Source organism: Streptomyces sp. NEAU-YJ-81, from assembly GCF_017592595.1.
Lineage (GTDB): Bacteria > Actinomycetota > Actinomycetes > Streptomycetales > Streptomycetaceae > Streptomyces > Streptomyces hygroscopicus_B.
Window position 1 is genome coordinate 1 of the sequence record NZ_JAGFNO010000070.1, and the last position, 19,364, is coordinate 19,364.

The following is a 19,364-nucleotide window of genomic DNA, read 5'->3' on the forward strand; positions in this document are numbered from 1 at the left end:
TGCCGCGGTCGTTGCATGTGGATGCGCCGTCGTCGAAGGTCGAGTGGGGTTCGGTGCGGGTGCTGACCGAGGCCCGTGCGTGGCCGGAGGTGGACCGCCCCCGCCGCGCCGCCGTCTCCTCCTTCGGCGCGTCCGGCACGAACGCACACCTGATTCTCGAGGAGTTCGAGCACGAACCCGTTGCGCCGCCCGGGGCCACGGACATGGTGATGCCGCTGGTGCTCTCGGCGAGCACCCCGGCCGCGCTGCGCGCACAGGCGGAAGGGTTGCTCGACGCCACAGGCCGCCACGACCTGACCGACCTCGCCCGTGCGCTGTGCACCACCAGGGCGGCTCTCCGCTCTCGCGCGGTCGTGGTCGCGGGCACCCGCGCCGAGGCACGCACCGCCTTGCGCGCCCTGGCCGACGGGCAGCCCAGCGGTGCCGTCGTCGCGGACACCGCGCGTGTGTCCGCACACGACGTCGTCTTCGTGTTTCCGGGGCAGGGGTCGCAGTGGGTGGGGATGGCGGTGGAGCTGCTGGGGTCTTCGCCGGTGTTCGCCGCGGCGATGGAGGAGTGTGCGGGCGCTTTCCAGGGGTTGGTGGAGTGGTCCCTGGCCGAGGTGCTGGGGGATGAGGACGCGTTGGGGCGGGTTGAGGTCGTGCAGCCGGTGTTGTTCGCGGTGATGGTGTCGTTGGCGAAGCTGTGGCGGTCGTTCGGGGTGGAGCCGTCCGCGGTGGTGGGTCATTCGCAGGGGGAGATCGCGGCGGCGTGTGTGGCCGGTGCGTTGTCGTTGGAGGACGCGGCGCGAGTGGTGTGCGTGCGGTCGAAGCTGATCGCGGAGAAACTCGCCGGGCGTGGGGGAATGGTCTCGGTCCCGCTCGGCTTGGCGGAAGCGACGTACCTGCTCGCCTCCCGGTCCAAAGAGCTGGAGATCGCCGCGGTCAACGGCCCGCAGTCGGTGGTCGTGTCCGGCACGCCCGAGGATCTCGACGACCTGATGTCGCACTGCGAACGAGAAGGAGTGCGGGCCCGCCGGATCGAGGTGGACTACGCCTCCCACACCGCACAGGTCGACCCGCTCGCCGACGATCTGCTGCGCGCGCTGAAGACGGTGACCCCGGGACAGGCCGAAGTGCCGTTCTTCTCCACCGTGACCGGGCGGTTCGAGTCCGGGACCGCGCTGGACGCCGAGTACTGGCTGCGCAATCTGCGCCGTCCGGTGCGCCTGGACTCCGCCATACGCGGCCTCGCCGACGAGGGCTTCGACGTCTTCGTGGAGGTCAGCAGCCATCCCGTGGTGATGCCCGGGGTGCAGGACACCCTCGCGGAGGTGAACGCTCCCGCGACAACGGTGGGCACGCTGCGCCGCGGCTCCGGTGGCATGGACCAGTTTCTGCGCTCGGCGTCCGCGGTGTTCGCGGCCGGCGCGGCGGTCGACTTCAGCCCGTTGTGGGCAGGCCGCGCCCCCGTCTTCGTCGACCTGCCCACCTACGCCTTCCAGCGCGAGCGCTACTGGCTCACCGACGCCGGACACGGCGGCGACGTGTCCGCGGTCGGCCTGACCGGTGCCGGACACGGCCTGCTCGGTGCGGTCCTGGAGGTCGCCGAGACCGGCGGCGCCATGCTGACCGGCTCGTTGTCCATCGACTCCCACCCCTGGCTGGTCGACCACGCCGTGCTCGGCTCGGTGATGTTCCCCGGCGCGGGCTTCGTGGAGATGGTGCTCAGGGCGGCGGACGAGACCGGCTGCGGGCGCGTCGAGGAACTGACCCTGCACACACCGCTGGTGTTCGACGGCCACGAGCGGGTCGACGTCCAGGTGGCGTTGGGAGGCGACCGCGAGGGGCGTCGTGAGGTGACGGTGCACTCGCGCGCGGCGGGCACCACGACGGGCTGGGTGTTGCACGCGACCGCGACCGTGACCCGCGAGCCCGCCGCCGGAGGGCCGCAGTGGGAGGCGTGGCCGCCCGCGGGCGCCGTCGAGGCGGACCTCGGCGACTTCTACGCCGCCCTCGCGGAGGACGGGCTCGTGTACGGGCCGGTGTTCCAGGGCGTGCGGCGGGTGTGGCTCGACGGGGACGTACGCTACGCCGAGATCGCCCTGCCGGAAGCGGCTTCCCCCGAAGACTTCGTGCTCCACCCGGTCCTGCTGGACTCGGCGCTGCAGGTGATGGCACACGGAAGCCTGGCGGAGGGCCGGACGTTTCTGCCGTTCACCTGGTCGGATATCTCCGTGTCCGCGTCCGGCGCCCGCGCGCTGCGCGTACGGATGGAGCCGCGGGGCACCGACAGCGTGTCGGTCCTGGCCGCCGACTCCGCGAACGTCCCGGTCCTGACCATCGGCGAGGTCGTCACCAGGATGGTCTCCGGGGGCAGGCCGGTCTCCACGCACCGCGGGCGGACCGCGAAGCTGCTGCGTGTCGACTGGACGGAGACGCCCGCGGCCACGTCACCCCCGCCGAGGACGACCGTCCTGTCCGACCGGCCGGAGTCCGGCCGGTGTCTCTTCGACGGCCTGGACGCCGACCGGTATGCCGGTGTGGAGGCGCTGGCCGCCACGATGGGCACCGAGCCCGCGCCCGGCCTCGCCCTGCTGAGTCTTGTGCCGCGGCCCGGCGACACGACGGCCGCCGCGTACGAACTCACCGAGCGTGCCAGGGCCGCGGTCCAGTCATGGCTGTCCGACGACAGGTTCGCCGCCGTGACGCTCGCATTGGTGACGGTGGGTGCTTTCCCGGTCGGCCGGCGCCGCGCGCCCGACCCGGCCGCCGCGGCCGCCGCCGGGTTCGTTCGTTCGGCGCAGAGCGAGCACCCGGGCCGTTTCCTGGTCATCGATCTCGATCCCGACGCCGACCCGCCGCAGGTGCCACCTGCCGCCCTCGTCGGCGACGAACCCGTCGTCGCCGTGCGGGGCGACCGGCTGTTCGCCCCCCGCCTCACGGACGATGACACCCTGCCCGCCCTCACCCCGCCGCCGGACACCGAGGCGTGGAGCGTGGACCTGAACTCCGCGGACAACCTGGACGGCTTGGGCATCGTGCCCGCCCCCGGTGTGCTGGCACCGCTGGCGGAGGGCGAGGTCCGCCTGTCCGTGCGCGCGATGGGCGTGAACTTCCGGGAAGTCCTCGTCGCACTCGACATGGTGCCCGGCGGGGACCGGCCCGAAGGGGGCGAGGCGGCAGGCGTGATCACCGAGATCGGACCGGGCGTCACCGGATTCTCGGTCGGCGACCGGGTGATGGGCCTGGTCACCGGCGCCTACGCCGGGCCGGTCGCGGTGGCCGATCACCGCACGCTGGCGCCGCTGCCCGCCGGCTGGACGTTCGCCCAGGGAGCGGCGGCGCCGGTCGCCTTCCTCACCGCCTACTACGGGCTGACCGGCCTCGGGGGTGTCCGGCCCGGTGACCGGGTGCTGATCCACGCGGCGGCCGGCGGTGTGGGCATGGCCGCGGTGCAGATCGCACGGCACCTGGGGGCCGAGGTGTTCGCCACCGCCCACCCCACGAAGTGGCGCGAGGTGCGGGCCGGTGGCGTCGACCCCTCCCACCTGGCGTCCTCGCGGACCACACGGTTCGAGGACGCCTTCCGCCCGGCGCTCGGCGGGCACGGGATCGATGTCGTACTGAACTCGCTGGCAGGCGAATTCATCGACGCCTCCTTGCGGCTGACCGCCGAGGGAGGCCGGTTCCTGGAGATGGGCAAGACCGATATCCGGGACGCCGACGAAATCGGCCTGCGCCACCCTGCCGTGCGCTACCGGGCGTTCGATCTGCTCGACGCCGGTCCCGACCGCATCCGGACCATGCTGGCCGAGCTGGCCGCCCTGATCGAGCGGGGCGCCCTGACGCCGCTGCCGGTCCGGGCCTGGGACGTCCGCCGCGCCGCGGAGGCGTTCCGGTACGTCAGTCAGGCGCGCCACGTCGGCAAGGTCGCGCTGACCGTGCCCCGGCCGTGGGATCCGGCGGGGACGGTGCTGCTCACCGGCGCGAGCGGCACACTGGGCGGCACGCTCGCCCGGCACCTGGTCGCCGAGCGCGGTGTCCGGCACCTGCTGCTGCTCAGCCGCCGGGGGAAGGACACGGAGGCGGCGGCCGGGCTGGAGGCGGAACTCACCGCCCTCGGCGCGTCCTCGGTGACCTTCGCCGCCTGCGACGTCGCCGACCGGGCGGCCGTGCGCGATGTCCTGTCCGCGATACCGCCGCGGCGCCCGCTCACCGCCGTCGTGCACGCCGCCGGTGCCCTCAGCGACGGCCTGGTCGGCTCGCTCGGCCGGGCGGACGTCGACGCGGTCTTCCGCCCCAAGGTCGACGGCGCCGCGGTACTCGACGAGCTGACCCGCTCCGACGACCTCGCCGGCTTTGTGCTGTTCTCCTCGGCCGCGGGCGTCACCGGCAACGCCGGGCAGGCGAACTACGCCGCCGCCAACGCGTTCCTCGACACACTGGCCGAACGCAGGGCCGCCGAGGGCCTGCCCGCGCAGTCGCTGGCCTGGGGGCTCTGGGCGGACACCAGCGAGCTGACCGCCACGCTCAGCGAAACCGGCCGAGCCAGGATCGCCCGCTCCGGTGTCCGCGCGCTGCCCGCGGCGACCGCGCTGGACCTGTTCGACCAGGCGCTCTCCCGCGACGAGGCGCTGCTGCTGCCCATCGACGTCGACCCGTCCGGCGAGACGGAGTTGCCGCCGCTGTGGCGCAACCTGGTGCGCCGCCGGGTCCGCCGGGTGGTCGCCGCGACGCCGGTCGCCGAGACCTCGACCGCCGAGCTGCTGGCCGGTGTTCCCGCCGCCGAGCGGGTGCGAGTGCTCACCGACCTGGTGTGCGCGCATACGGCCGCTGTCCTCGGGCTCACCGCCGACCGGGTGGAACCGCTGCGGGCGTTCAGCGAGATCGGCTTCGACTCGCTCAGCGCCGTCGAACTGCGCAACCGCCTCAACTCGGCGACAGGGCTCCGGCTGCCCGCCACGACGGTGTTCAGCCACCCCAGCCCTCAGGCGCTGGCCCGGAAGCTGGCCACCGAGCTGTTTCCCGAGGCCGCCGCGGCTTCGGAGGAGGCCGGGGCGGCTTCGGAGGAGGCCGGGGCTGAGCACCAGCGCGAGGGGGCGCTGACCGACGTGGACATCGACGGCCTCGACGTGGAGGAGCTGATGTCCCTCGCGCTCGGCACGGCCGACCCGCACACCTCCGAAGGATGACCGACATGACGATCTCACCCGACCGCCTCGTCGACGCGCTTCGCTCCTCGGTCAAGGAGACCGAGCGACTGCGGGAGCACAACCGGGCCCTGACCGAAGCGGCCAGGGAGCCGATCGCCGTGGTGGCGATGGCCTGCCGCCTGCCCGGCGGCGCCGACTCGCCGGAGAAGCTGTGGCAGTTGGTGGACTCCGGCAGGGACGTGCTCGCGCCCTTCCCCCGGGACCGGAACTGGGACCTGGAGTCCCTGAGCCCCTTCGCCACGGACGCCTACTTCATCGACGACGTGGGCGGATTCGACGCCGACCTGTTCGGCATCTCGCCCCGCGAGGCAGCCGCCATGGACCCGCAGCAGCGGCTGCTGCTGGAGGCGGCCTGGGAGGTGTTCGAACGCGCCGGATACGCGCCCGACGCGCTGCGGGAGAGCAGCACCGGCGTGTTCGTCGGTGCGGGCCCGGGCGACTACCTGATCCGCCTCCTGGACAACCCGGACGCCGCGGAGGGCTACGTCGCCACCGGTACGGCGCCGAGTGTCACCTCCGGACGGATCGCCTACACCTTCGGCCTGCGCGGACCCGCTGTCACGGTCGACACCGCCTGTTCCTCGGGCCTGGTCGCCCTGCATCTGGCCGCACAGGCGCTGCGCAAGGGCGACTGCTCGAAGGCGCTGGTCGCCGGTGTCTCGGTGATCTCCGCACCGCACGGGTTCGTCGAAATCTCCAAGCAGGGCGGCCTGGCGGCCGATGGGCGCTGCAAGGCGTTCGCCGACGCCGCCGACGGCACCAACTTCGGTGAGGGTGTCGCCGCGGTGCTCGTCGAGCGGCTGTCCGACGCCCAGCGGCTCGGACACCCGGTACTCGCCGTCGTACGCGGTTCCGCGATCAACCAGGACGGCGCCTCCAACGGGCTGTCCGCGCCCAACGGTGCCGCCCAGGAAGAGGTGATCCGGCAGGCGCTCGCCGATGCCGGAGTCCCCGCCGACGAGGTCGACGCCGTCGAGGCGCACGGCACCGGCACCACCCTGGGCGACCCGATTGAGGCGGACGCCCTGCTGGCCACCTACGGCCGGGACCGCGAGCACCCCCTGTGGCTGGGTTCGGTGAAGTCCAACGTCGGGCATACGCAGTCGGCCGCCGGGCTGGTCGGTCTGATCAAGATGGTGCAGGCGCTGCGCGCGGGCCGGCTGCCGATGACCTTGCATGTCGACCGGCCGTCCCGGCACGTCGACTGGTCCGGTGGTCCGGTGCGGCTGCTGCGCGAGGCCCGGCCGTGGCCCGCCGTCGACCGCCCGCGCCGGGCGGGCATCTCGTCGTTCGGGATCAGCGGGACCAACGCGCACGTCATCGTGGAGGACGTTCCCGCGCCCGAGGAGCAGCCCCGTACGGAGCACTCCGGCCCGGTGCCGCTCATCCTGTCCGGCAGGTCCGAGAGCGCTCTGCGCGCCCAGGCGGCCCGGCTGCGCGCGCATCTGCTGGAGCGCGAGGAGCCGGTGGCCGATGTCGCGTTCACGCTGGCGACCACGCGCGCGTGGTTTCCGCACCGGGCCGTGCTGCCGGTGCACGACCGTGCCGAGGCGATCGAGGTGCTGCACTCCGTCGCCCTGGGGGAGCGGGTACTCGGAGTCGGTCAGCGGGCTCGCGGGGAGCGGGTCGTGTTCGTCTTCCCCGGACAGGGCTCCCAGTGGGCCGGGATGGGCGCCCGGCTGTGGGACGAGTCATCGGTGTTCGCCGAGGCCATGCAGGACTGCGAGAAGGCCCTGTCCGCGTACGTCGACTGGTCGTTGCGGGAGGTGCTGACCGACGAAGAGGCGCCGGCCCAGGTCGACATCGTGCAGCCGGCGCTGTGGGCGGTCATGGTCTCGCTCGCCGCGCTGTGGCGCTCGTTCGGTGTCGAGCCCGCCGCGGTGATCGGCCATTCCCAGGGCGAGATCGCCGCCGCCTGCGTCAGCGGTGGCCTGTCACTGGAGGACGGCGCCCGTATCGTGGCGCTGCGCAGCCGCCTCATCCGCGAGCGGCTGTCCGGGCGCGGCGCGATGATGTCGGTGATGGCCGCGCCGGACCGGGTGCGCGAGCTGCTGGCGGACGACGGGAAGAGCGCCGTGTCGATCGCGGCCGTCAACGGGCCGCAGAACGTGACCATTTCCGGTGACCCGGCGGCGCTGGACGACATCGAGCGCCGCCTGTCGGCCGCCGGGATCATGCGCTGGCGGCTGGCCGGGGTGGATTTCGCCGCCCACTCGCCCCATGTCGACGGGATCGAGGCCGACCTGCTGGCGGCGCTCGCACCGGTTCGGCCCCGCCCGGGGAACGTGCCGTTCTACTCCACGGTGACCACCTCCCGCCTGGACACCACGGCGCTGGACGCCGGGTACTGGTCCCGCAATCTGCGGCAGACGGTGAACTACGCCGACACGATGGACGTCCTCGTACGGGACGGACACGGGGTCATGGTCGAGGTCAGCCCGCACCCCGTGCTCGCGCACACCACCGCCGCGGGCCCGGTGCTGGACACCCTGCGCCGCGACGACGGCGGGTTGCACCGGATGCTGACCTCGCTGGCCGCCGCCGACCTGCACGGCCTGCCGGTGGACTGGACCGCGGCGCTGCCCGAGGCCCGCGCCGTGGAGCTGCCGACGTACCCCTTCCAGCGTGAGCGCTACTGGGTGACCCCCGCGGAGCGGACGACCAGCGGCCCCGCACCGGCGGAAAACCCCCTCGACCGGTTGCGCTACCGGGCCCACTGGACGCCGCTGCGGCTGCCCGCCGATCCGGTGCTGACCGGCACCTGGCTGGTCGTCACGGACACGCCCGACGCCTGGTCCGACTGCGTCGTCGAAGCGCTGCGGCAGTACGGCGCCGAAGTGGCGGTCCGGGCACCGGACGAGGTAGACCTCGCCGCCCTCCCCGAACCGGCCGGTGTCCTCGCGCTGCTGGCCCACGACGAGGACCCCGAGCAGGACCACCCCGCCGTCCCCCAGGGCTTCGCCCGGACCGTGCGGCTGGTGCAGCAGTTGGGCGCGGCGGGCGTCGAAGCACCGCTGTGGTGCGTGACCAGGGACGCGACCCGCTCCCCGGCGCAAGCGATGACGTGGGGATTCGGCCGCGTGGCCGGGTTCGAGCGACCGCGCGCCTGGGGCGGTCTGATCGACCTGCCGCAGCCGCTGGACGATGCGGGCCGGCGCCGGATCGCCGCCGTGCTGTCGGGTGACACCCACGAGGACCAGGTCCGCATCGACCGGCACGGAGCGTTCGGACGACGGATCCTGCGGGCCCCCGTGCGTCCGGAGGGCAGCGGCGACTGGCAGGTCCGCGGTACCGCCCTGGTGACCGGTGGCACCGGCGGACTCGGCCGGCATGTCGTGCGCTGGCTGGCGGCCGAGGGCGCGGAACACGTGATCGTGGTGAACAGGCGCGGGACGGAAGCCCCCGGCGCCAGTGAACTGGCCACGGATCTCGCCGAGTTCGGTACGCGCATCAGCATCGTCCCCTGTGACCTGTCCGATCGCGCCGCCCTCGCCAAAGTGATCGATTCCGTCGACCCGGCGACACCGCTGCGCACCGTGGTGCACACCGCCGCCGTACTGGACGACGCCGCCATCGACGCCCTGACCATGGAGCAGTTCGACCGGGTCCTGGCGGTCAAGACACAGGGCGCGGCCAACCTGCACGAGCTCACCCGTGACCTCGACCTTGACGCGTTCGTGCTGTTCTCCTCGCTCGCCGGCACGGTCGGTGCCTCGGGCCAGGGCACCTACGCACCGGCCAACGCCTACCTGGACGCGCTGGCCGAACACCGGCGTGCCGAGGGGCTGCCGGCCACGTCGATCGGCTGGGGCGTGTGGGCCGGGGACGGGATGGGCGACGGTCCCCTCGGGGAGGCCGCGCGACGGCACGGCGTGCCGGGGATGTCCCCGCAGGACGCGACCGCGGCGATGCGGACGGCCGTGGAGCACGGTGACGGCGCGATCGTGCTCGCCGACATCGCATGGGACCGCTATCACACGGCGGTCACCGCGTTGCGGCCCAATCCGGCGCTCTCGCAGATCCCCGAGGTCGGCTCGCTGCTCACCGAGGGGACCGCCCCGACGGACGCCACCGATCCGCTCGCGGTCGTACGCGCCCAGACGGCGGCCGTGCTCGGCTACGCCTCCGGGGCGCACGTCGACCCGCACCGGCCATTCCACGAATTGGGATTCGACTCGGTGTCCGCCGTCGATTTCCGCAACCGCCTCAACGCCGTGACGGGGCTCTCCCTGGTGACCACCGTGGTCTACGACCACCCGACGCCCGCCGCGCTCGCCGACCACCTGCGCGCGGAGGCCGGTAGCGGCACACCGGACGGGACCACCAGCACCCACACGGTGGCCGACCCGGCCGTCACCACCGATCCGATCGTCATCGTCGGCATGGCCTGCCGCCTTCCCGGCGGCGTCACCTCGCCCGACGAGCTGTGGAACCTGCTCGCCGAGGAACGCAGCACCGTGGGACCGCCGCCGCACGAGCGGGGGTGGGACCTCGCCGCCCTGCCCGACGACTGCGTGACCACGGCTTCCTACCTGGACGACATCGCCGCCTTCGACGCGGAGTTCTTCGGGATCTCCCCCCGGGAGGCCCTGGCCATGGACCCACAGCAGCGGCTGGTCCTGGAGACCTCGTGGGAGGCGCTGGAACACGGCGGCATCGCGCCCGGCAGCCTGGCCGGCAGCCGCACCGGAGTGTTCCTCGGCAGCACCGGACAGGACTACTATGCGCTCCTCACCGGCGCCGAGGCCGACGACGCCACCGGCCACGTGGGCACCGGCAGCGCGGGCTCGGTGCTCTCCGGCCGGATCGCGTACTCGCTCGGGCTGGAGGGACCCGCCGTCACCGTCGACACGGCATGTTCCTCCGGGCTGGTCGCCCTGCACCTGGCCGCGCAGTCCCTGCGCAACGGCGACTGCACCACGGCGCTCGTGGGAGGGGTCACGGTCATGACCACCCCCTTGGGCCTGGCCGAGTTCTCCCGCCAGGGCGGGCTGGCCCCCGACGGCCTGTGCAAGGCGTTCTCCGACTCCGCGGACGGCACCGGTTTCGCCGAAGGCGCGGGCATGCTCGTCCTGCAGCGCCTGTCCGACGCCCGCGCCGCGGGACGCCGTGTATGGGCCGTGGTGCGTGGCTCGGCGATCAACCAGGACGGCCTGTCCAACGGCCTGTCGGCACCCAACGGCCGTGCCCAGCGGGAGGTCATCCGCCAGGCCCTGGCGAACGCCCGCCTGACCGCGCGGGACGTCGACGTGGTCGAGGCGCACGGCACCGGGACACCCCTGGGTGACCCGATCGAGGCACACGCCCTCTCCGCGGCCTACGGACAGGACCGGACACGACCGCTGCTCATCGGGACGCTCAAGTCCAACATCGGCCACACCCAGGCCGCCGCCGGCGTCGCGGGCGTGATCAAGACGGTGCTGGCCATGCACCACGGCACCGTGCCCGCGACCCTGCACGCCACCACGGCCTCGTCCCATGTGGACTGGACGGCGGGCAGCGTCCGGCTGGCCCACGGCAGGACTGAGTGGCCCGACACCGGCGCACCCCGCCGGGCCGGAGTCTCGGCGTTCGGCATCTCGGGCACCAACGCACACGTCGTGCTGGAGGCCGACACGCCACCGCCCGCCGAGCCACGGGCCACCGGGGAGACCGCGCTGATCCCGCTGGCCGTATCCGGCCGGGGACCGGCCGCCCTCGCCGCGCAGGCGAGCCGTCTGTCCGCGCTGCTGGACGGCGGGACCGATCCGATCGACATCGGCTGGTCCCTGGTCACCACACGATCGCAGCAATCCCATCGGGCCGTGGTCCTCGGCCGGGACCGCGCCGAACTGGCCGCCGGGCTCACCACGCTGGCCGGCGGCACCTCCGCACCCTCGGTGGCCTCCGCCGTGGCCGCCGGCCAGGACCCGCGCCCCGTCTTCGTCTTCCCCGGCCAGGGCTCGAGCTGGGCGGGGATGGGACGGGCCCTGATCGAGTCCTCGCCCGTGTTCGCGGACTCGATGGCCGAGTGCGCACGGGCGATGGCCACCGAAGCGGACTGGGACCTGCTGGAGGCACTCGGCGACGAGGAGATGCTGCGGCGGGCCGATGTCGTCCAGCCCGCCCTGTTCGCCGTCATGGTGTCGCTGGCCCGGCTCTGGGAGTCCTACGGAGTGACTCCGGCCGCCGTGGTCGGGCATTCCCTCGGTGAGTACGCCGCCGCATGCGTGGCGGGCGCGCTGCCGCTCGAACAGGCGGCGGTCGCGGTCGTGCGACGCGGCCGGGTGATCGCCGACCGCCTCTCAGGTGACCACGGAGTGCTGTCCGTTCCGGTCGCTCCCGAACGCGTCCGCTTCGACGGCGTCGAGATCGCCGCGTTCAACGGGCCGTCGTCCACGGTGGTCGCCGGAACCAACAGCGCACTCGACCGCGTACTGGAAGCCGTGCCCGCGGCCAAGCGGGTGCCGATGGACTACGCCTCGCACACCTCCGCCGTCGAGGCGGTCGAGGACGCGCTGCTCGGGGAGCTGGCCGAACTGAGCCCGAGCGGCGCCGACGTCCCGTTCTACTCCACGGTGACCGGGGGACGCCTGGACACCGCGACCCTCGACGCGCACTACTGGTACCGCAACCTGCGCAGCCCGGTGCTGTTCGAGACGGCCGGCCGCCGGCTGATCGAGGACGGGCACACCGTGTTCATCGAGATGAGCCCGCGCCCGCTGCTGGCGGCGGCCCTGCACGAGACGGCGGAGGCACTGGACCAGCAGGTGCACACCGTCGCGTCGCTGCGCCGTGACGACGGCGGCATGGACCGCTTCCTGCGCTCGCTCGCCGACGCCCACACCCGCGGGGTGGCGGTGGACTGGAGCCCCGCGCTGCCCGGCGGCAGGGCCGTCGCACTGCCCACGTACGCCTTCCAGCGCAAGCGGTTCTGGCCGACGGCTCAGCCGCTGCGGCGCCCCGGCCAGACACATCCGCTGCTGGGCCCCGCCGAAGAGCTGGCCGGTTCGCCGGACGTGGTGTTCACCAGCACCCTCTCCACTCGGACCCAGCCGTGGCTGGCCGACCATGTGGTGCGGGACTCGGTGCTGCTGCCGGGCACGGCGTTCCTGGAGATGGCGGTCCGGGCCGCCGACGAGACCGGCTGCCGTGGCGTCGCCGAACTCGTCCTGGCGGCGCCGCTGGTACTGACCGGCGGCGACATCCGGATCCAGCTGACCGTGCACGGCCCCGACGAGTCGGGGGACCGGCCGTTTTCCGTGCACAGCCGGGGCGAGCACGACTGGGTGCGGCACGCCACGGGCCGGCTCTCGGCGTCGGCGTCACCGCTTCCTTCGCTCACGCCGGTGCCGCCGCCGGACGCCGAACCGGTCGCACTCGATGCCTTCTACGCCGAACTCGACAGCGCCGGCTACCGGTACGGCGAGTCGTTCCGTGGCATGCGCGCGGCGTGGCGGGCGGGCGACGAGCTGTTCGCCGAGGTGGCCTTGGCCGACGCGGTCCCCGCGGACCGGTTCCAGTTGCACCCCGCGCTGCTGGACGCGGCCTGCCAGGCGATGACGCTCGCCGGCGGGGACGAGCCGGGACTGCCGTTCCTGTGGTCCGATGCCGAACTCCACGCGCGCGGCGCGCGGGAGCTGTTCGTCCGCCTCGCCCCGGCGGGGCCCGACGCGATGTCGATCACCGCCGTCGACGGTCAGGGAGCGCTCGTATTCCACGCGGGCCGCCTGCTCACCCGGCCGTTCGCCCAGCCCGGCACGGGCGCCCTGCCCGCGGACTCGCTGTTCACCGTCGGCTGGGTCCCGCTTCCGGAGCCGGAACCCGCCGACGACCGCGGGTGGGCGGTCCTCGACGGCCCCGAGGCCGACCACGGTCTCGGCGTTCCGGTGTTCCCCGAGCCGTCCGCCGTGCCCTCGGACACGTCGATCGTGCTCACGGCCGTCGACTCGTCCTCACTCCACCGGATACTGGCCGCGGTGCAGGCCACGATCGCCACCGACCGTCCCGAACCGCTCGTGGTGCTGACGCGCGACGCGGTGGCCGTACGGCCCTCGGACGAACCGGTGCCCCACCAGGCCGCGGTATGGGGCCTGCTGCGCACCGCGCAGTCCGAGCACCCCGGGCGGTTCGTCCTTCTCGACACCGACCGGCCCGTCACCACGGCCGGCCTCTCCGCCGCCCTGGCGACCGGGGAACCGCAGATCGCCCTGCGGGACGCGGACCGGTATGCGCCGCGGCTGACCCGTCGACCCGCCGCGCTGGAACCGCCCGTCGGCGAGGCATGGCACCTCACCGCCTCGCCCACGGGCAGCCTGGACGATCTCGCGCTCGCCCCCCGTACGGCCGAGCCCCTGACCGACGGGCAGGTCCGCGTCGCGGTCCGTGCCGTCGGGGTGAACTTCAAGGACGTGCTGATCACCCTCGGCATGGTTCCCGGTGATCTGACCCGGCTCGGCGTGGAGGCCGCGGGAGTGGTGCTCGACGTCGGTCCCGGCGTGCATGCCCTGCGCCCCGGCGACCGGGTGTTCGGCATCGCGGACGCCGCGTTCGCTTCGATGGCCGTCACCGACCAGCGGCTGCTGGCGCGGATACCCGACGGCTGGAGCTTCGCCCGCGCCGCGAGCGTGCCCGCCGTGTTCCTCACCGCCTACTACGCGTTGCGCGATCTGATCGACCTCCGGCCGGGGCAGCGGCTCCTCGTGCACTCGGGGGCGGGCGGTGTCGGCATGGCGGCGATCCAGCTCGCCAGGGTGTGGGGCGCCGAGGTGTTCGCCACCGCGAGCGAGCCCAAACAGGACACCGTCGCCGGACTCGGGGTCGCCCGGGACCACATCGCCTCCTCCCGGACACTCGACTTCGAGCGGGCCTTCACCGAGGTCACCGGCGGTACGGGAGTGGACGCCGTACTGAACTCGCTCGCGGGCGAGTTCGTGGACGCCTCACTACGGCTGCTGCGCCCGGGCGGCCGGTTCGCGGAGATGGGCAGGACCGACGTCCGCGAGAACCACCCTGACGGCGTGGACTATCTGCCGTTCGACCTGTCGGACGCGGGGGAGGAGCGGATCGGCGAGATGCTGGCCGAGTTGCTCACCCTGTTCGCCACCGGGAAGCTGATGACCCTGCCGGTCACCACGTGGGACATACGCCGGGCCCCGAGCGCGTTCCGCTATCTGAGCCAGGCCAGGCATGTCGGCAAGGTCGTGCTGACCGTCGGCCGGGACCTGGACCCGGACGGCACGGTGCTGCTCACCGGTGGCACCGGCGGCCTCGGCGCGTCCCTGTCCCGGCATCTCGTCCGGGCACACGGCGTGCGCAGCCTCGTCCTGGTGAGCCGCACAGGCATCGAAGCACCCGGAGCCCGGGAACTGCGGGACGAACTGACCGAGGCCGGCGCGTCGGTCACCGTGGCCGCCTGCGACATCGCCGACCGCGCCTCACTGGGCCGAGTCCTGGGCGCCGTCCCGGCGAAGCACCCCCTCACGGCCGTGGTGCACGCGGCGGGAGTGCTCGACGACGCGACGATCGGCGAACTCGACGCCGACCGGCTGGAGACGGTGCTGCTGCCCAAGGCCGGGGGCGCCCACCTGCTGCACGAGCTGACCCAGGACCTGGACCTCAGCGCCTTCGTCCTGTTCTCCTCGGCCGCGGGTGTGTTCGGCGCGGCGGGGCAGGGGAACTATGCCGCCGCCAACGCCGTACTCGACGCCCTCGCCCAGCAGCGCAGGGCGCAGGGGCTGCCCGCGGTGTCGATCGACTGGGGGCTGTGGGACCTCCCCAGCGCCATGACCGAAGGGCTCGACCACGCGCGCTTCGCGCGGTCGGGTCTGCTGCCGCTGGCCGAGGAGCAGGGCCATGCGATCTTCGACACCGTGGCCACCGGCGGGGACGCCCAAGTCGTCGCCGCCCGGCTGAACCTGGCGGCCTTCCGCGACCTGCCGGACCCGCCCCGGCTGATCGCCGGGTTGGTGCGCGGACCGCGCAAGGCGGCGGGCACCGCCGTCGCGAAGCCGGCGCGTACCGAGGAGGGGCTGCTGGAGATGGTGCGCGCCACGGCGGCCGACGTGCTCGGCTACGGCGGCACCGAGGAGATCGACCCGGCGGGCCTGTTCGCGGAGCTGGGTCTGGACTCGCTGACCGCCGTCGAACTGCGCAACCGCCTTGCCTCGGCCACCTCGCTCAGGCTGCCCACCTCGATCGCCTTCGACCACCCGACCCCGGCCCGGCTCGCCCAGCACCTCCTGGCCCATCTGGGCGCCGAGCCCGACGCGGCGACCGCGCCCGCACCACCGTCCACCGACCTGGTCGCCGACCTGTGCGCGGCGGCGTTCGAGGCGGGCGAGGGGACGCGGGCGTTCGACCTGCTGCGTACCGTCGCCCGCAACCGCCCGACCTTCCGGACCGAGCCCGGGACCCCGGCCTTCACACCACTGGGGTCGGGTGCCGAAGCCCCCCGGCTGGTCTGCCTGACCCCCTTGGTGCCACTGGCGGGGGCCTACACCTACGCCCGGTTCGCCTCCGGATTCCGGGGCAGCCGCACGGTCGACGTCCTGGCCACCCCGGGATTCCTCGACGGTGAGCCACTGGCGGAGTCGGGGGAGGTCCTGGCCCAAGTGCAGACCGAGCGGGTCCTCGCCAGGACCGGGGACGACCCGTTCGTCCTGGTGGGATACTCCTCGGGAGGGCTGCTCGCCCTGGCGATGGCCGCGTTGCTGAGCGAACGCGGCGCACCGCTGAGGTCGGTCGTGCTGCTGGACACGTATCTGCCCCCGCCGGACAGGATGGACGAGTTCGTCTCGGCGCTGATGCGCGGCATGACGGACCGCCGTGACGTCGTGCGGGGCCTGACCGGTACCGGGCTGTCGGCGATGGCATGGAACTGCGACCTGTTCGCGCAATGGTCCGCGGCGCCGCTGCCCGTGCCTGTGCTGTCCGTACGGGCCGAGGTGCCCTTGCTGGCTGGTGACGGATCCCCAGCGGTCGTTGCACATGCCGATATCCGCACCACGGCTGGTGATCACTACACGCTCATGGAGGAGCACGCTTCCCGTACGGGTGCCCTGGTGGCCGAGTGGCTGACCGAGGCCGAGCACACGGTGCTCTGAGGCCCGAGGCCGCCTCGGTCGGCCGATAGCCCCGGTGGCGTGCGGCTGCCCCCTTCGTGCTGCGGCACAGGGGCGCGGCGCGCGTCCCGGGGCGGCTCCGCCACCGGCGAACCCGAACCCCTGGGGAAACGCCTGGCGTTTGCTGATTCGCCGACGTTATGCCCGCGGCGAACCGGAAGATGTGAGTCAGGCCGTTCCCGCGGGCGTCCGCGTGCGCGAGCCGACAGCCTGCCGGGCACCATGTCGGCGGGCGTGACCGTCCCCTGGGAAAGCGGCGCACACATGTCGGACGACCTTGGCAATATCGATCTCAACATTCTCATCGCCCTGGACGCTCTGCTGGCCGAACGTAGTGTGACCAGGGCGGCCGAGCGGGTCTTCGTGGGACAACCGGCGATGAGCGCCTCGCTCGCCCGGTTGAGGAGCCATTTCGGGGATCCGCTGCTCGTGCGGCAGGGGCGGGGGATGACGCTGACCCCGTTGGCCGAGTCGCTGGTGCGGCCGACGCAGGAGGCCCTTTCGGCGGTGCAGGCCGTCATGGGCGCGAGCAGGACGTTCGATCCCTCCGATGGCCCTCCCCGCACGTTCACCGTGATCGCCAGCGACTACGCCCAGGCGGTGCTGATCTGGCCCATTCTGCGCAAAGTGGAGGCGGAGTCGTTGAACATCCGCATCAACGTATTCCCCGCGCAAGCCGACTTCATCGACCAGCTCCGCCGGGGGCAGTGCGATCTGCTGATCTGGCCGACCAGCCTCGCCCAGAATCTGTCCGGCTTCTTCAGCGAGACGCTGTTCACCGACGAGTTCGTGGTGGCTGTCGACGAGAACCACCCCGGGGTGGGTGACTCCATCACCGTCGAGGAGCTGCGACGGCTGCCGTTTCTCGGGGTGAACGGGCCGATGACCTCGATCGTGGAGTCCTACTTCGACCGCGTGGGCGCCCGGCTCCGGGTCGCCGCCGACATCGGGGGTTTCGCCATGGCCCCCCATGTGGTGCCCGGGACCCGTCTGGTCACCGTGCTCCAGGGACTCCTCGTGCGCGAGACCGAGGGGATGGGGCTCAAGACGATGCCGCTGCCGGTGCCCATGACCACGCTGACCGAGGCCATGTACTGGCATCCACGTAACAACCAGGACGCGGCCCACCGCTGGCTTCGTCACCAGATCTTGGAGGTCTCCGCGGGACTCAGGCTCTGACCCGGCGCCGACCGGTCCTTTCCGCCCGACGCCGAACGGGCCGACGGCTGTGCCGCCGCCGGCCCGTTCCGGTTCAGGCGCTGTGCAGGCTGGGCGCGCGCAGCTCCATCGTCGGCGGGGGGTCGTGGGGTTCGGGGAACAGGTGGAGGCGCTCCACACCCGGCTCCCGCGGCGGGGCGAGCCCGGCCCGGCAGTCGCACGGCGCACCGGTGAAGCCGGCGAGGCGATAGGCGATCTCCATCATCCGGTTGCGCTCGGTCCGCCGGAAGTCGGCGGCCAGATGGACACCCGCGCGCGAGGCTTCGTCGACGAGCCAGTTGAGGATCACCGAACCGGCGCCGAACGACACCACGCGGCAGGACGTGGCCAGCAGCTTCAGATGCCAGAGCTGTGCGTGCTTCTCCAGCAGTTGCAGGCCGACCGCGCCGTGCGGCCCGAACCGGTCGGTGAGCGTGACCACCAGCACCTCGTGGTCAGGGTCGGCCAGCAGTGCCCGCAGGTCGGCGATGGAGTAGTGCACCCCCGTGGCGTTCATCTGGCTGGTGCGCAGGGTCAGCTCCTCGACCCGGGAAAGCTCCTCCTCCGTGGCGCGCTGAATGCGCATCACCAGCCCGAGGGAGCGCAGGAAGTCCTCGCTCGGCCCGGTGAACTCCGCCTCGGCCGACTTCCGCTGGAATCCGGCCTGGTACATCTGCCGTCGGCGGCGCGCGTCCACGGTCACGGTGGGCGGGCTGAACTCCGGCAGTACGGCGAGGCCCGGCAACTGCTCGGGGGTGTAGCAGCGGACCTCCGGCAGATGGAACTGGACTTCCGCCCGCTCCGCCGGCTGGTCGTCGACGAAGGCGATCGTCTCGAGCGCGAAGTTGAGCTCGGCGGCGATCTCGCGCACCGCGTCCGACTTAGGGCCCCAGCCGATACGCGGCAGGATGAAGTACTCGGCGACGCCCAGCGCTTCGAGCCGCTTCCATGCCTGGTCGTGGTCGTTCTTGCTGGCGACCGACTGCAGGATGCCGCGGCTGTCCAGCTCGGCGATGAGCTTTTCGACCGAGGCGGGAAGCGTCACCTCGCCATCCTCCAGCAGCGTGCCCTGCCACAGGGTGTTGTCGAGATCCCACACCAGGCACTTCACGATCGTGGCCGGTTCCGTCACGGCTCCTCCTCGTCTCGGTTCGTCGCCATCGACACGGCGTGGCCCGACGAGGGGCTCAGGCATCGGCGGGCTGCTCGGCGGTGGGCTGCCCGGCGTCGCGCAACCGCAGCACCAGAGCGGTCATGGCCTCCACGGAACGGAAGTTGTCCCGCTTGAGGTCGTCCCCCAGGATCTGCACCGAGAACGCCTGCTCCGCATGGACGACCAGCTCCATCGCGAACATCGACGACACCAGCCCGGAGGCGAACAGGTCCTGGTCGGCGGGGACTTCCGCCTTCACCCGCCCCAGGATGAACGCCGTGATCTCCTGCTCGATCTCCTCAGCGGTGATGGCCTTCTCCCCACTCATGCAAGCACCTCTTCCTCGTCAGAGAAACCGCGCCCCGCCCCGCGGCCCGGATCACCGCGGCGCACCTTTTCCCTCGGCGGGCCACAGGGCTCGAAGAGGGAATTTCCGGTCCGGCTGATGCGGAAGGTATGGCCGTGCACGGATGGCGGCGCCATGGAGTGTTGTCGGTCCAGGTGCTGTCGCTGCCTGGACTGGAGACGCTAGGGTCTGTTGCGAAAGTGCTGGTCACAGCCACTCGTTGAGGACTGCGACCAGCACGGTTGCTTCGTAGCGGACGGCGAGTTTGTCGTATCTCGTGGCGACCGCGCGGTGTCGCTTGAGTCGGTTGATCCCGCACTCGACCGCGTGCCGATGCTTGTAGTCGGCCTTGTCGAACGTCGGTGGCCGTC

General features: G+C 72.7%; 5 protein-coding genes. 3 read left to right on the forward strand and 2 right to left on the reverse strand.

The window, feature by feature from the left end; translation table 11 throughout:
* The first annotated feature begins 17 nt into the window (after window positions 1-17).
* From J5X86_RS48900 to J5X86_RS48910, 3 genes are all read left to right on the forward strand, one after another.
* Window positions 18-5,174 carry a type I polyketide synthase gene (locus tag J5X86_RS48900; protein WP_208523046.1) on the forward strand — a complete coding sequence of 1,719 codons (5,157 nt, stop codon included), beginning with the start codon at window positions 18-20 and terminating at the stop codon, window positions 5,172-5,174.
* A 5-nt stretch (window positions 5,175-5,179) separates the two neighbouring features.
* Entirely contained in the window at window positions 5,180-16,279 is an 11,100-nt protein-coding gene (locus tag J5X86_RS48905) for a type I polyketide synthase (protein WP_208523047.1), read from the forward strand.
* Window positions 16,280-16,561: 282 nt separating this feature from the next.
* Window positions 16,562-17,476 (forward strand): LysR family transcriptional regulator, encoded by a 915-nt coding sequence (locus tag J5X86_RS48910; protein WP_208523048.1) that lies wholly within the window; start codon window positions 16,562-16,564, stop codon window positions 17,474-17,476.
* 73 nt (window positions 17,477-17,549) lie between these two features.
* Here J5X86_RS48910 and J5X86_RS48915 read toward each other — a convergent pair whose 3' ends face one another.
* Window positions 17,550-18,626, reverse strand: a complete 1,077-nt coding sequence (locus tag J5X86_RS48915) for an HAD-IIIC family phosphatase (RefSeq protein WP_308124979.1) — start codon at window positions 18,624-18,626, stop codon at window positions 17,550-17,552.
* Window positions 18,627-18,681: 55 nt separating this feature from the next.
* A complete protein-coding gene (locus J5X86_RS48920) occupies window positions 18,682-18,975 on the reverse strand; it encodes an acyl carrier protein (protein WP_208523050.1) in 294 nt (97 codons plus the stop codon).
* Window positions 18,976-19,364 lie beyond the last annotated feature (389 nt).